Source organism: Tsukamurella asaccharolytica (assembly GCF_007858435.1).
GTDB lineage: Bacteria > Actinomycetota > Actinomycetes > Mycobacteriales > Mycobacteriaceae > Tsukamurella > Tsukamurella asaccharolytica.
This window is the reverse complement of record NZ_VIGW01000010.1, coordinates 75,787-90,435: the sequence shown is the minus strand read 5'-3', so window position 1 is coordinate 90,435 and position 14,649 is coordinate 75,787. Positions and strand designations below refer to the sequence as shown.

The following is a 14,649-nucleotide window of genomic DNA, read 5'->3' as shown; positions in this document are numbered from 1 at the left end:
CCGGCCCAGTTGATCAGGCCTGAGTGTCGAGCGGCTGGACGACCAGCCGATCCCCGTCGACGTCGACGATCAGCACCTGCTGGCCGCCGGGGGCCGCGGCACCCGGATCGACGAGTACGGCGGTCGTGGTGGCCCGCACCGACTCCGAGTCGATGTAGCTCACTCGCCCCCAGCCGCCGGCCGGGATCTCCATGCTGAGCTCGCCGATGGTGCCGACCGCGGCGCGGAGCCCCACGACCGTGCCGGTCTGCGCCCGGCGCATCGCCCGGAGAACCAGCATGAGCAGCCCGTAGGCGGCGACCCCGGACGTTGCGGCCGCACCCACGACGACGGGCGTCGACAGCGGCGTCCCGGCAGCCAGCGGCCAGCCGACCACCCCGAAGACGCCGACGGCGGCGGCCAGGGCGGGCGCGCTGAGCCAGGGCAGGCCCGCGTCGGCGCTGCCGATCTCGACTCCCCCGACCTCGAAGTCCCCCAGGATCAGTGACGCGATCAGGACCAGAATCCCGACGACGGCACAGACTGCGAAAACGGTAACCACGGGCGCCTCCTCTGCGCTCGGATCTCCCAGATGCATTTTACCAAGCACTGCGTACGAGATGGTCGCGATTGTGCGCGAGAGGTCACGACCTCCGGGCCCCGATCACTGCTTTTGGGCGGGCGGCGTGGCGACGCCCGGGTCACCGTCGGCCGACGGTGCCGGCACGCTCTGCTCGACGGTGCCGACCACCACCTTGCGCGTGCGGCGCATCGCGAAGGTGACCTCCTCGACCTCTTCGTACGACTGGTGCACGGTGCGGGTCCCTCCGCCGGGCAGCACGCGCGCCACGATGGGCGGCATCAGCGGCCGGACGAAACCGGCGATCGTGCGGGCGGCGTCGTCGATCACGGGCGGCACGAACGGGTTGGGTTTGCGCTCCACCTCGCGGGCCGGGACCGCGGGCGCGGTCTCGGAGATACGGGCGGGCAGCTGGTGGGACTCGTCGCGCACGGGAGCCTCCTCGGTGGGTTCGGGGGTCGTCCCGGCTGCGCCGGCGACGGGAATCGGCCCGGTCGGCGTTTCGTCGGCCGGGGGCTGGCCGGTCGCGCGCAGGCTGGCGGCCTCCGCGGCGGCGGCGATGGGCAGGAAGTCGTCGTTCACGGCGGGAATCTCCTGTCGGTACCGTCGCGCGGTCACCGCGACCGGCTCGAATCCGGCGGCCTCGAGGGCCGCCGCGCGCGCCGCCGCGCCACCCGTGGCGCCGAGGGCGGGCGGCAGCTCGGTGGGACGGTCGGCGGCGATCGCGAGCTCCACGCGGCGCTCATGGTCGCGGCGCTCGATCGCGAGCTGCGCGGCGGAGGCGAGCCGCTCGCTCTTCAGGTCCCGGCGGTGCCGGATGTCGCGGACCGTCTCGCCGCGCCAGAGACGAAGGAGCAGCGGCAGCAGGGCGAGCACCGCGCACAGCAGGTCGAGCGCGACCCGGAGTGCGGCGGCCGAGAGCGAGTGCGCCGTGACGCCGTTCAGCGCCACCCAGCGCGCGCCGACGCCGTCGTCGGCCGCGGTGGCCGCCTCCCTGGCTGCGGCCAGCTCGCTGGTGGCCGTGTCCACCCGGGCGTCCCGACCGGGCGCGTTCCTCGCGCGGTCCGCAGTGGCGCGGTCGAGGTCGCTCTGCGCCGAGGCGAGGCGCTGGTTGGCGGTCCGGGTCTCCGGGCCCTGGCCGGGGACCCCGGTGATCGTCGTCTGCGGGCAGGCGGGACTGGGCCGGTACTCGCAGCGGGCGACGACGAGCGCCTGGTCGCGGCGGGTGGCGGCCTCCGCGACCGTGCTATCGAGGGCCGCCCGGTCGGCGCGGGCGGCGTCGAGCTCGGCCTGCGCGGAGCGCACCGCGGGGGCCGAGACCGCCGCGCGATCCGCCTCCGCTGCGAGCCGGTCCTCGATCGCGCCGTTCAGCGCGAGCATCGACACGAGTTCGCCCACGACGAGCCCGATGAGCACGGCGACGGCGAACCGGCTCGGCAGGGCGGCGCGGCGTCCGGGCGCGGCGATCGCGACGCAGATCGCGCCGCCGATGACGACCGCGAGCAGCGCGAGCACCAGCACCGTTGTCATGCCGCCTCCCTCGCCGCGATAGAACTATGCCGAAGTTCTCTCACATGAGAATCGCAGCCCCCCGGGCCCGGAGCCCAATCATGTGGCGGCTTTCACAGCGCGAAGTACCCACCCTGGACACCTCTAGACCGCACGGTCTATATTTAGACCATGCGGTCTAGAGAGACGTTCACCTCGGAGCAGCGCCGGGCCCAACTCGTCGACGCGGCCATCGCCGTGATCGCGGAGCACGGCTACCCGGCGGCGTCGGTCGCGAAGATCGCCGACCACGTCGGCATCGCCAAGTCGGTGGCGCTCTATCACTTCCGCACCAAGGACGAGCTGGTCGCGGCGGTCACGACCGCGGTCTTCACCGTCGCGGCCGGGTACATCGTGCCCTCGATCGCCGCGGCGCAGACGGCCACCGACAAGCTCGCCGCGTACATCCGAGCCAATGCCGCCTTCCTCGCCGAGCACCGGGCGGCGACCGTCGCGCTGCGGGAGATCGCGACCACCTACCGTTCCGCGGACGGTCGCCGGTTCGACGAGGCCGTCACCGAGGACACCGCGGCGAACCCGCCGCAGGGGGACCTCGCGCTCCTGGACCCGGCGGCGATCTTCGCGCTCGGGGTCGAGAACGGCGAGTTCCGCGCCGACCTCGACCCGACCCGCGCCGGCGCGGCACTGCGCGGCGCCCTCGACGGTGCCGCCACCGACCTCGCGCGCCTCGGGGCGATCGGCGTCGACTACGACCCCGTCGCGTACGGCGAGACGCTGGTGGAGATCTTCACCCGCGGGGTGCGCGCATGAGGACCGCGATCCTCGCCTTCGGCACCCGCGGCGACGTCGTCCCGCTCACCGGCCTGGCCCTTCGGCTGCAGTCCGACGGCCACGGAGTGGTGCTCGCCGCCCAGGAGCCGTACCGCGCCGAGGTCGCGGGCGCCGGCGTCGCCTTCGCGCCGCTGCCGAGGGACACCCGCGCGGCGACGCTCGCCTCCCCCGCCGCGCAAGCCCTCGTCGACGGGGCGAGGATGCGTCCGTCGAAGGACTCACTCGAGGGGATGCGCGAGGAACTGCGCGGCGTCGGGCAGGCGATGGCCGACGCGGCAGAAGGCAGCGACCTCCTCCTGCTCGAGGGCCCCGTCGGCGCGCTTCTCGGCCGGCACGTCGCCGCCGCGCTCGGCGTCCCCAGTGCCGGCGTGATGTTCCAGCCCGCTTCCCCCACCGGCGATTTCAGTCCACCGGCACTCGGCGTGCGCTCCTACGGGCGGCTCGGCAACCGCTTCGTCTGGTGGGCCGGCGGCTTCGCCGAACGCGTCTACGCCCCGGTGATCGCCGAGCTGCGCCGCGACCTCGGCCTTCCCGCGAAGCCCACGCGCGCGGAGCGCGACCGGTCCTGGCCCGTGCTCTACCCGTTCAGCGAACAGATCCTCCCGCGGCCGGCCGACTGGCCGGACCACCTGCGCGTCACCGGATACCTGCGCCCCGAACCCGTGGGCGCACTCGGCGCCGACGTCGAGGCCTTCCTGTCCGACGGTCCGCCGCCCGTCGCGGTCACGCTCGGCAGCACCGCGACGGCGAACGGCGCGGCGATCTCGGCGATTCTCGCCGAGGCCACCGCGGCGGCCGGGGTGCGCGCCGTCGTCCAACGCGGCTGGGCCGGTCTCGAACCGGTCGGTGAGCACGTCCTCGTAGTCGACGACGTACCGCACGCCCTGCTGTTCCCCCGCTGCGCCGCGGTGATCCACCACTGCGGCGCCGGGACCACCGCCGCCGCCCTGCACGCGGGAGCGCCGTCGATCCCGGTGCCCGGGATCATGGACCAGCCCTTCTGGGCCCGCCGCCTGCACCTCCTCGGCGCGGCCACCGCGCCGCTCCCCCGGCACGCCCTCACCGCCGACGCGCTGACGGACGCGCTCCGCACCGTCGGACAGCACCAGCCGGCGGCCGAGCGCGTGGGCGCGGCCCTGCGTACGGAGGACGGCGCCGCCCGCGCTGCGGCGGCGATCACCGACCTGTTTCACCCGAGCTAGGAGGCACGTCATGGCCGATCAGAACCTCGCCAACGCGATCATCAACCTCGCCCTCGCGGCCCTTTCGTCTTCGCCACGCCGCTGTTCGCGGGCTGAGTTCCGGGCGATGATGGAGTCATGACCTCCACGATGCGCGCGCAGCGATTCCACGCCGACACGAAGACCATCACCGTCGAGGACGTACCGGTCCCCGAGCCCGGCCCCGGCGAGGTGCTGGTGAAGGTCGCATTCTGCGGGATCTGCCACTCGGACCTCAGCCTCATCAACGGCACGTTCCCGGCGATGCTCCCGGAGGTGACGCAGGGGCACGAGGCGTCGGGGACCATCGCGAAAGTTGGCTCCGGCGTCACCGGCTGGGCCGAGGGCGACCGGGTGATCGTCGCCGCCGGCCGGCCGTGCGCCACCTGTCCGAACTGCCGCCGCGGCAACTCCGCGGACTGCACGCAGGTCCAGATCATGGCCTTCGCCTACGACGGCGCCTGGGCCGAGTACACCGTCGCGCAGGCCGCCGGCCTCACCCGCGTCCCGGACAACGTCCCGCTCGAGCAGGCCGCGATCCTCGCCGACGCGGTCTCCACGCCGTACGGTGCCGTGGTCCGCACCGGCAAGGTCGGCGTCGGGGAGTCCGTCGGCGTGTGGGGCCTCGGCGGCGTCGGCACGCACGTCGTGCAGCTGGCGCGGCTCGTCGGCGCGGCGCCGATCATCGCGGTCGACCTCAATCCCGAGGTCCTCGAGCGCGCCCTGGAGCTGGGCGCCGACCACGCCTTCGATTCGCGCGACGAGAACCTCGGGACGAAGATCGCGGAGGCGACCGGCGGGCGCGGCCTCGACGTGGCCTTCGACGCCGTCGGCCTCAAATCGACCTTCGAGCAGGCGCTGGGCCACCTCACCGTCGGTGGGCGCCTGGTCTCCGTCGGGATGAGCGATCAGGAACCGACCGTCGGGTCCACCACGATGCTGGGCCTGACCAAGAAGCAGGTGCTCGGCCACCTCGGCTACAAGAACGCCGACATCGAAACCCTCGCGACCCTCGTCTCGCTGGGACGCCTGGACCTGTCCCGGTCGATCAGCGGCATCGTGCCGCTGGAGGAGATCGCCGCCGGGATCGAGCGGCTCGAGCGCCACGAGGGCAACCCGATCCGCCTCCTCGTCCAGCCTTAGCGCACGTCGCGAGGTCTGGGCGGGGCGAGTCCAGCGCGGGTGTCTCCCCGGAGGCCGCTCGCCCGCAACACCTGCCGGCCGACGCCGGCGCGCAGCGCCTCCTCGCCGCCGACGAGCCGCACCCGCTGCCGGGCGCGGGTGATCGCGGTGTACAGCAGCTCCCGCGTGAGCAGACGGGAGTCTGCGGGCGGGATCACGACGGAGACGGCCTCGTACTGGCTGCCCTGGCTGCGGTGGATCGTCATCGCGTAGACGGTGCGCACCGCGACCAGCTGGTTCGGGTACAGCAGCGCGACGTCGCCGCCACGGGCGAACGCGGCGCGCAGGTCCGCGGGGTCGCCGTCGTGCGCGATGACGACGCCGACATCGCCGTTGTAGACCTTGGCGTCGTAGTCGTTGGCGGTCACCAGCAGCGGCTGCCCGGCGTACCAGCCGACTCCGCCGCCCCGGACCCCCGCCCACTCCTCAGCGAGCTGCGCCCACCGGGTCACGCCCGACGGCCCCTCGGAATGCGCGCACAGCACCCGGTGCAGTTGCACGCCCGCGGCGGCCTCCGCCGCGTCCCCGCGCTGGGCCGCGCCGACGGTGACCTCGCTCGCCTCCTTCACGTCGGCGCGCAGCCCCGCGAGATCGTCGGGCTCGCACCATTCGATCGCGCCGTCGCCGCCGTAGCGGGCCAGCTCGACGACGCGGTCGGCGTCGCCGCGGCGGACCGCGTCGGCGAGCTCACCCAGCGCACCCGTGAACCGGCGCCCGCGCCGCAGTCGCACCACGCCGCGGCGGGCGTCCGCGAGTTCCGCGGGGTCGATCCCCGCCTCGTCGCCCCCGGGGCGCTCGCTCTCGTCCGCGAGCAGCGCCTCGAGCTCCGGCGACGGGGCCGTGGTCACGCCGCGCGCGACCAGATCGCCGAGGACCGCGCCCGCATCGACCGACGCGAGCTGGTCCGGGTCGCCGACGAGAATGAGCCGCGCCTCGGGGCGCAGCGCCTCCAGCAGGCGGCACATGATGGTCAGGGAGACCATCGAGGTCTCGTCCACGACGACCACGTCGTAGGGCAGGTGGTTGGTCGCGTCGTGCCGGAACCGGCTGGCGTTGCCGGGCTTGAACCCGAGCATGCGGTGGATGGTCTGGGCGGGGATCTCCCGCGGCAGGCCGAGTGTCGCGCCCTGCGCGCGGACCTCGCCCGCGAGCTGTGCCGCCGCCCGGCCGGTGGGCGCGGCGAGACCGATCCGCAGCTCCGGGCCGTGCTGGTCGAAGAGCAGGGCCAGGATCCGCGCCACCGTGTACGTCTTGCCCGTGCCGGGTCCGCCCGCGAGCACGGTGGTCTGCCCGAGCACCGAGGCCGCCGCGGCGAGCCGTTGCCGATCCGGTCCGGGTTCGGGGAACCGCGCGAGCAGTCCCGCGCGCAGCCGCGCGGGATCGACGCCGGGCGCGGCGCCGCCGCGCGCGTCGAGGATCGCGCGCACCGTCTCCTCCTGCCGGTGGTACCGGTCGAGGTAGAGCAGCTCGTCGCCGACGAGCCGCAGCGGCCGCAGCGGGCCCGCGTTGGCGCCCACCACGAGCGGGCTGCGCCGCAGGCCGTCGAGCACGGCGGCGTCCTCCGGCCACGGCAGGGCGGCCACGTCGACCTCGCCCTCGCCGTCGACCGCGACGTCCCGCAACCGGGAGAGCTCGAGGCACACCGACCCGAGCCGGACGGCGCGGGTGGCGAGCGCGGCGGCCAGGAGCACCGCCTCGTCGGACTCGCCGCCGAGCCGGCCCAGCGTGGACGCGACGTGCACGTCCGCGGGCCCCAGGACGCCGGCCTCGGCGAAGATCCCGAGCAACGTCGGCTCCGTCGTGGTCATCGCGCACCTCCGGCCAGCGCGTCGGACACCGCGACCACCAGGGCCGCCGGGGGGTGCCACTCGAAGACGCCCGCGCCGGGTGGGCTGTCGGGACCGATCATCGCGCGGACGAAGTGGTACTGCACCACGCCGAGGTGGGTGTGCGGCGCGTAGCCGGGCACCCGCCAGGACAGGAAGCGGTGCAGCGCCACGCTGTACAGCAGCGCCTGCAGCACGTAGTGGGAGGAGATCATCTCCCCCGCCATCGCCTCCGTGGTGTAGTCGGCGGTCGTCAGATCGCCGCGCGCCAGCCGGTTGGTCTTGTAGTCGACCACCGTGAACCGCGGGCCGTCCGGCGTCGCGATGCGCAGCACCGAGTCGATGCTGCCCGTGAGGTAGCCGCGCAGCGCCGCACCCGGCACCTCGCGCAGGCGGTCCGCGTACGGCGCCAGGAGATCGTCGTCGGACAGGTGCTCGTCGAGCAGGTCCGCGATCGCGGCGAGGGTCGCGGCGCGGGCGTCGTCGTTCTCCGCGAGCGGCAGCTCGAAATCCAGTTCGGCGAGGCGATCGTGCGGCGCGACCGCGGCCAGGGTCAGGTGCGCGAGGTCGCCGGTGCCCAGCGGCGTGCGCAGCACGGCGACGAGCGCCGCGGCCACCTCGGCGGGATCGTCCGGGGTGGCGCCGAACTCGGCCGCCTCCCGGCAGCGGGCGAGCACCTCCGCCGCGAGGTCTGGCGCGCCGGTGTCGACGTGTTCGAGGATCTCGTGCACGAGCGTGCCGAAGACCGCCCCGCCCGACAGCCCGTTCATCAGGGACGACGGTGCGCCGCCGGCCTCCACCGGCGCGTCCATCGGCTCCTCGGTCGGCTCGTCGTCGGTGGCGGGATCCTCCGGCTCGCTGCCGGTGTCTGGGGCGGCCTCCGCCGGTCCGTGCGCGGCGCCGGCGACGAGTGCGGAGTAGCTGGTGCGCCGCCACGTGGGGTCGATCCTGCGGTCGGCGCGGCCGAGTTCGAGCTGCGGGTACGTGCGGTCCGCCGGGCGCCACGGGGAGGGCTTCGGCGCCGCGAGGTCGACCGCCTCGATCGAGACCGCCGCCGCGACGGGCGCGGCCCATTCCCGCAGCCGCGACTCCACCTCGGCGTCGCGTGGGATCGCCGCCTGCGCGGCGGGTACCCGACCACCGCCCACGTCGCCGGAGAACAGCAGCCGGTGCAGCGGAGAGCTGCGGGTGGTTGTGCTCGGCGCCCACCACAGCACGAGCCGCGACTGCGCGCGGGTGGCGCCGACGTAGAGCAGGCGCAGCTCCTCGCCCGTCGCCTCGTTCTGGGAGACGGCATACCGGTCGGAGTAGCCCGGCGCGTACTCGCCGCCCACGTCGATGAGGCGCTCGCCCTTCTCGTCGTGGAAGACGAAGGTCTTCTTGCCACCGAAAGAGCCGTCGTCCCAGCCGAAGGGCAGGTAGACCACCGGGAACTGCAGGCCCTTGCTCGCGTGGACGGTCATGAGCTGAACTGCGGCGGTGTCGGTCGCGAGCCGCCTCGCGGGGTCGGCGGTGCCGCCGAGGCCCGGGTCGGCGATGCGGTCGGCGAGCCACCGGGTGGCCGCACCCAGGCCGAGTCCGAGGGAGACGGTGGCGTGCTGGACGAGCTCGGCGACGTGCCGCAGGTCGGTGAGGATCCGCTCGCCGCCGACCCGGCCGAGGAGGCGCTCGTCGAACCGCGAGCGCGTGGCGAGGGCGTCGAACATCGCCGCGAAGCCGGAGCGCGCGAAGATCCCGGCGAGCGTGCGCAGCTGGCCGCTGATGGCGGAGACCAGCTCGTCACCACGCTCGTCGAGGTCGCGGGCGGTGAATTCGAACAGCGGAGTGAGCGCAGCGAGGCGGGCGCGGTCGCTGCGGCCCGGGTTCTCCAGGGCCTGCAGCACACGCAGCCAGTCGGTCGCGGCGGCCGTCGTGAAGACGCTGGCGCCGCCCGCGGCCACAGCGGGTACCCCGTAGTCCTGCAGCAGCGACTGCAGCTCGGCGACGTGGGCGTTCTTGCGCACGAGCACCGCCACGTCTCCGGGGCGGAGCGCACGGCTCTCCCCGGACGCCGTCTCCAGCTGCTCGCCGGCAGTGAGCGTCCGGGTGATGTCGGCGGCGGCGTCGCGGAGCACGGCGGGCCGGACGTTCCGCGCGTAGGGCGTGCCCGACTGGCTCTTGGGCCCGAGGCCGTTCCTGCCGAGGTGCCGCAGCCGCAGCGGCGCGCCCCCCGGGAGCCGCGACGTGGCGCGGTGCGCCTCGACCGCCCCGGCCACGATGAGCGGATCCCCGAGCGCGACATCGCCGTACAGGTGCTGCAGCGCGTCGACGAGCGGCGCATCGGAGCGGTGGTTGACGGTGAGCGCCTGGTGCCGGTCGGCGGCGGTGGCGGCGCTGAGGTAGCTGTAGACCTCCGCGCCGCGGAAGGCGTAGATCGCCTGCTTCGGGTCGCCGACCAGCACGAGCGTGCTCGCGCGGTGGAACGCCGCGTGCAGGATGTCCCACTGCACGGGGTCGGTGTCCTGGAACTCGTCCACGAGGACCACGGAGTACAGCGCCTGGAGCCGGGCGCGTGCGCGGTGTCCGTGCGCCCGGTCGGTGAGCGCGTCGCGCAGCAGTCCCTGCAGGTCGTCGTAGTCGCGGAGCCGACCCATCCGTTTGCGCCGGTCCACCTCCCGGCGCACGATCCGCGCGTAGTCCACCCGCAGCCCCGTCTCCGACCCGGGTTCGGCATCGGCGGGGGTGATCTCGGCCCGAGGGTTCGCGACCACGGTGCGGGCGTAGATCCGGGCATCGGCCAGCGGGAAGGGCGCGCGCTCGCGGCCGGCGAACATGCCGAGGTAGACGTCCTCCGCGACCTCCTGGACCAGGTCGTCGACGTCCTCGACGAAGACCGCGCCCGGCTCGAGATCGCCCGCGAGGCCGAGCGCGTCGAGCATCCGCTGGCAGAAGCCGTGCGTGGTGGTGATCGTCGCCGCGTCGAAGTCGGAGAGCGCGGTGACCAGCCGGCGGTGTCGCGCCGCGACCTCGGCGGGCTCACCGGTCGCGAGGTGGCGGACCAGCTCATCGCTCGACGCGGCGGCCGCGCCGGGGTCGCGTAGCGCCCGCTCGACGGACAGCAGCCGGGCCCGGGCGCGTTCGCGCAGTTCCTGCGTGGCGGCCCGGGAGAAGGTGATGAGCAGCATCTCCCCCAGCTCCGCGACCCCCTCGGCGACGTATCGGGCCAGCAGCCCCACGATGGCGTAGGTCTTGCCGGTACCGGCGCTCGCCTCGAGCACCGCGGTGGTCGGCCCCGCGGGCAGCGGGCCCGTGAGCTCGAAGGGGACGGCGCCCAGCACCGGTTCGCGGGTACTCATCAGAGGATCTCCTCACACGCGAGGATCGGCACCCACAACCGCGCGGCGAACGTGCCGAACCGGCTGCGCTCAAAGGAGAAACCCGTCTCGCCCGCGCGCGGTGGGCCCTGGGCGTCGGCGAAGGCGCTCTCCCCCAGCGCGTAGCGGATCGCCCGATCGGTCGTATCGCCGTAGGTGTCGTCGAAGTCGCGCCGCGCGGTCTCGGTGGCGGTCGGCTGGTCGTCGCCGTTCTGGCGCCGCTCCGCGTACACGGCCGACGCCGACGGGAACAGCGGCAGCGGCTCTTGCAGCCCGCGGTCGCGCAGGTCGACGAGCTGGCGGAGCACCGCGGCGGGGTCCGGCGGCACGCTCAGCCGCGAGGTGAGCACGCCGCGGTACCGGGCCCGGCCGATCGCGACGGCGGAGACCCCGTCGTGGCCGGCGCCGGCGAGGGCCAGCAGCGCGATCCACGCCGCGATCCGGTGCTTTGGGGCGAGCCGCGAGAACGAGGCGCGGACCACTCCCTCGGGTCGGACGGCCGGCACGGAGCCGACGAGCCTGCGCCCGTCCCCGACGTCGACCGCGACGTCGACCGTGGTCGCGGCGCCGGTCATCAGCGGCCCGGCGACGCGGGCCAGCTCCGCGACGGTGGCGCCGACGTCCCCCAGCACGGCCGCGCCGAGCGCGAAGGGCGGGAGCGTGCCGCGGCGTACCTCGGCGGCCTCGAACTTCTCGGGCGGCACGCCGGCCAGCACCGACGCGAGCATTCGCTCCCCGATGTCCCACTTCTGCAGCCCGTCGGGCGCGATGGTCAGCGCCTCGGCGAGTTCCTCGTCGGCGTCCGGGACGGTGAAGCCGAGGCGCTGCCGGAGGAAGGCCTTCACGGGGTGCTCGCAGAACCGCACCAGCGCGTCGAGGTCCACGTCCTCGACCGCGGCGGCGAGCAACGGGGCGGCCAGAAAGGGCTCGGGCGGGGCCGGCGGCGCGAGGGCCGCCACCGCACCCGCGTACGCCGCGGGGTCGAAGGAGAACGGTGCGTCGTTCCCGAACGCGGCGGGGTCGAAGTTGACGGGATCGAAGGGCTGCAGAGGATGCCGGAACTCCAGGCCCGCGCCCGCCGGATCGGCGAGCAGCGCCTGCGCCGCATCGCGCAGTTCGGAGGCCGGCACCGCGGGCGGCCGGCGGGTGCCCTTCACCGGGTCGGCGCCGGTGTAGAAGACGAGCAGCCGGTCGGTCGCGCTGGTCACGGCGTCGAGGAAGAGCTCGCGATCCTCCGCGCGCGGATCGCGCTCGCCGACGCAGGGTGTCCGCCCCAGCACGTCGTCGCCCGAGTAGCGGGTCGAGCGCGGGAAGACCTCGTCGTCGAGGCCCAGCAGGACGACCACGCGATGCGGCACCGACCGCATGGGCACCAACGTGCACACCGTGAGCTCGCCGGTGCGGAAGTTGGCGCGCGTGGGCTTGGCCGCGAGCCGCGAGGCGAGCATCGCCCGGACCTCGGTGAGGGTGAGCTCGCGGTCGGCTCCGTCGCGCAGCGCGGCGGTGAGCTCACGCCCGGCCTGGGTGACCTGCCAGGAATCCGCGGCGGGCACCGCACCCACTTCGCCGAGCAGCCGCTGCAGCACCTCGGCCCAGGCGCGGGCCGAGCGCCGGCCCCGGCTGTCGGCGGCGGCGCGCGTGAGCACGGCCTGGAACTCGGCGAAGCGGCCCACGAGGTCGATGTCGGTGGAATCCACGTCGTCGAGCGGCAGCCCGAGGCCGAGCCATTCCCCCGCGGACTCGTCGGCGACCACGCCCAGGACGATGCGGTCGAGGGCGGCGGCGAGGGTGTTCTGCGGGAAGCCCCCGAGGCCGTACCGCTCGCGGCCCGCGGCGTCGAGGCCCCACCGGGCACCCGACGGGCCGGCCCACGCGCGCAGCCGCTCGATCTCGGAGTCTCCGAATCGGTACCGGCGGCGCACCGGCTCGGTGGCGGCGAGGTCGAGCACCTGCGCGACGGTGGCGCGGCCGTCGGCGATCTCCAGCACGGTGACCAGTGCGTCGAGCAGGGGGTTGGTGAATCGCAAAGCACGGTCCGCGAGGCGCACGCGCAGCCGCTGGGCGGGGTGCGCGTGCTCGGCACCCGGGAGCGGCTCCGGGGCCGCAGCGCCGGCGACGGCCTGCCCGAACGCGGAGCGGATCAGCGGCGCGTAGGTCTCGATGTCCGGGCATGTGACGAGTACGTCGCGGGGTTGCAGCGTGGGATCGTCCTCGAACAGCCGCACCAGCCGCTCCCGCAGGACCTCGATCATGCGCGCCGGGCCGTGGCAGGCGTGGAACTCGATCGACCCGTCCGGCGCGTGCGACCCGGCCAGCGGGGCGTCGGCGGCCACCGACGCCTGCAGCGCGCCGAGCAGCGTCGCGGGACGCCCGGGGGCCGGGTGGTGCAGATCCGCACCCGCGAGCGGCGCGATCCGCTGCTGCAGCTCGCGGGCCTCGCGCCCCAGCGAGGCGAGCAGCGGATTGGCCGGCGGCGGGGCCGCGGTCCGGGGCACGGGCGGAGGCACCGGGCCGGCGGGGGCCGCACCGTCGGGCGTGGCGGACCAGAGGGCCGGGCTCGGGTGCGGGAGCCACAGGTGCACCGCGCGCCCCGTGGCGAGCGCGGACAGCACCGCCAGCTGGTCCGACGGGAGCCGGGTGGGGCCGTACACCGACAGCCGGCCGGGCAGGCCGACGAGGCCGGGCTCGTCCCGCAGCCGCGCGCACGCGGCCTCGAGTCGCTCGGCAGGGCTGGGCACGCCCGCGAGTTCACGGACCCGACGGAAAAGCTCGGCCTGCCAGCGCAGGTCCTCGGGCAGCTCGCCGCCGAGCCCGTCGCTGTCGCGGCCGCCGGCCCACTCGGCGAGCATGCCCGGGCGGTTGGCGCCGTACGAGCGGAAGAGGCCGGCCAGGAGCTCGGCCGTGGGGTACCGGCGCCGCGGCCGATGGCCGGGCTGCTCGTCCCATCCGCCGGGCCGGGACACCCCGAGGTGCCGGGCCAGCACGGCTCCTCCCGGCTCGAAGGCGAGCGCGTCGATCGCCGTGAGCACGAGCCACACCAGACGCTCGCCACGCCACGGGTCCTCCTCCGGTGCGATCCCCGAGGCGGCCCCCACCGCGTCCGCGACGAGGGCAGCGGGCGTCGGGAACTCGATGTTCGCGGCGATGCCCAGCCGGGAAGCGAGGCCCTGCGTGATCCATCGTTCGACGCCGCGCGCGGGGACCGCGATCAGGTCCGGGACGAAGGGGTCGGCGCCGGGTACCGCGAGGACTTCGGCGAGGGCGTCCAGTAGGACATCGCCGCGTTCGGAGCGGTGCACGGTGAGCATGGGCGCAGTTCTAGCACGAGCCGCCGACAATTCAGACCGACCGGGTCAGGGCGGCGGGGAGCTCGGCGAGCGAGCGGATGGCCGGCGGTTCCCCGCCGGCGCCGCGACCCGACCGGTCGAGCCACAGGCCCCGCAGGCCCGCCTCCCGCGCGGCGAGCACGTCGTTCACGTAGTTGTCGCCCACCGCGACGCACGCCGGCGGGGAGGCGCCGGCGAGCTCACAGGCGTGCAGGAAGACGCTGGGATCCGGCTTGCCGATGCCCAGGGTATCCGTGGTGACGACCCGCTCGAAGCGGTCCGAGACCCCGAGGACCTGGAGCTTCATCCGGGTCGCCGGCGAGGACGAATTGGTGAGGAGCACGACCGTGATCCCCCACCGCTCGGCGGCTTCGACCGCGGGCATCGCATCCGGGAAGAGGTGCTGCGCCGCCGCGAAGGCCGGGTCGAAGCCGCTGCAGAACCGGCGGTACCGCCGGGCCTCCCACAGCAGGCCGGACCGCTCGGCGGCCACGGCGATCCGGGCCTTCCGCATCTCGTGGAAGCGCAGCTCTCCCGCGGTGTACCGCCCGAAGACGCCGCCGGGGTCGGAGAGGAAGAGCTCTGCGAAGCGCTCGCGCACCGTGGCGTTCGACCTCGGCCACACCTCCAGCGCGGCCGCTCGGGCCGCGGTGCGCAGGGCGGCGTCGGTGTCGATGAGGGTGTCGTCGATGTCGAGGATGAGCCCGTCGCAGGGCCGCGGACCGTCGACACCGGCGCGGTGGCGCAGCCGGGCGACGGTCTCCGCGCTCCAGTTCAGGCCGCCGCGGACCGCGGCTCCGACCAGATCCGTGAGTTCCACGCGACCACCCTCCCGTGTCCGCC

9 protein-coding genes are annotated in these 14,649 nt (G+C 74.8%); 3 read left to right on the top strand and 6 right to left on the bottom strand.

What is annotated here, in order from left to right:
• Nucleotides 1–13 precede the first annotated feature (13 nt).
• Together FK529_RS16000 and FK529_RS15995 are read right to left on the bottom strand one after the other, a co-directional pair.
• Complete coding sequence (locus FK529_RS16000; RefSeq protein WP_146562997.1) at nucleotides 14–541, bottom strand: NfeD family membrane protein; 528 nt, start codon at nucleotides 539–541, stop codon at nucleotides 14–16.
• A gap of 102 nt (nucleotides 542–643) precedes the next feature.
• Nucleotides 644–2,089: a DUF4407 domain-containing protein gene (locus tag FK529_RS15995; RefSeq protein WP_146562996.1), complete on the bottom strand. Its 1,446-nt coding sequence runs from the start codon at nucleotides 2,087–2,089 to the stop codon at nucleotides 644–646.
• Nucleotides 2,090–2,239: 150 nt separating this feature from the next.
• On the opposite strand from FK529_RS15995, the gene FK529_RS15990 reads away from it, so the two are divergent.
• The 3 genes from FK529_RS15990 to FK529_RS15980 all read left to right on the top strand — a co-directional run bounded on the left by FK529_RS15990 (nucleotide 2,240) and on the right by FK529_RS15980 (nucleotide 5,262).
• The gene (locus FK529_RS15990; protein WP_146562994.1) at nucleotides 2,240–2,878 is read left to right on the top strand and encodes a TetR/AcrR family transcriptional regulator; all 639 of its coding nucleotides are present in this window, start codon (nucleotides 2,240–2,242) and stop codon (nucleotides 2,876–2,878) included.
• Nucleotides 2,875–4,101: a glycosyltransferase gene (locus tag FK529_RS15985; protein ID WP_146562992.1), complete on the top strand. Its 1,227-nt coding sequence runs from the start codon at nucleotides 2,875–2,877 to the stop codon at nucleotides 4,099–4,101. The genes FK529_RS15990 and FK529_RS15985 overlap by 4 nt, the downstream gene beginning before the upstream one ends.
• A gap of 117 nt (nucleotides 4,102–4,218) precedes the next feature.
• Nucleotides 4,219–5,262, top strand: a complete 1,044-nt coding sequence (locus FK529_RS15980; protein ID WP_146562990.1) for a zinc-binding dehydrogenase — start codon at nucleotides 4,219–4,221, stop codon at nucleotides 5,260–5,262.
• Here the strand turns inward: FK529_RS15980 and recD are convergent.
• The 4 genes from recD to FK529_RS15960 are packed head-to-tail and all read right to left on the bottom strand — an operon-like array spanning nucleotide 5,259 to nucleotide 14,626.
• On the bottom strand, nucleotides 5,259–7,109 hold the full coding sequence (gene recD / locus FK529_RS15975) for an exodeoxyribonuclease V subunit alpha (protein WP_146562988.1): 1,851 nt from the start codon (nucleotides 7,107–7,109) through the stop codon (nucleotides 5,259–5,261). The genes FK529_RS15980 and recD overlap by 4 nt on opposite strands.
• Nucleotides 7,106–10,462, bottom strand: coding sequence for a UvrD-helicase domain-containing protein (locus FK529_RS15970; RefSeq protein ID WP_146562986.1), 3,357 nt, complete (start codon nucleotides 10,460–10,462; stop codon nucleotides 7,106–7,108). The genes recD and FK529_RS15970 overlap by 4 nt, the downstream gene beginning before the upstream one ends.
• Complete coding sequence (gene recC / locus FK529_RS15965) at nucleotides 10,462–13,788, bottom strand: exodeoxyribonuclease V subunit gamma (protein WP_146562984.1); 3,327 nt, start codon at nucleotides 13,786–13,788, stop codon at nucleotides 10,462–10,464. Before recC ends, FK529_RS15970 begins: the two co-directional genes overlap by 1 nt.
• A 31-nt stretch (nucleotides 13,789–13,819) precedes the next feature.
• On the bottom strand, nucleotides 13,820–14,626 hold the full coding sequence (locus tag FK529_RS15960; RefSeq protein WP_146562982.1) for an HAD family hydrolase: 807 nt from the start codon (nucleotides 14,624–14,626) through the stop codon (nucleotides 13,820–13,822).
• Nucleotides 14,627–14,649 lie beyond the last annotated feature (23 nt).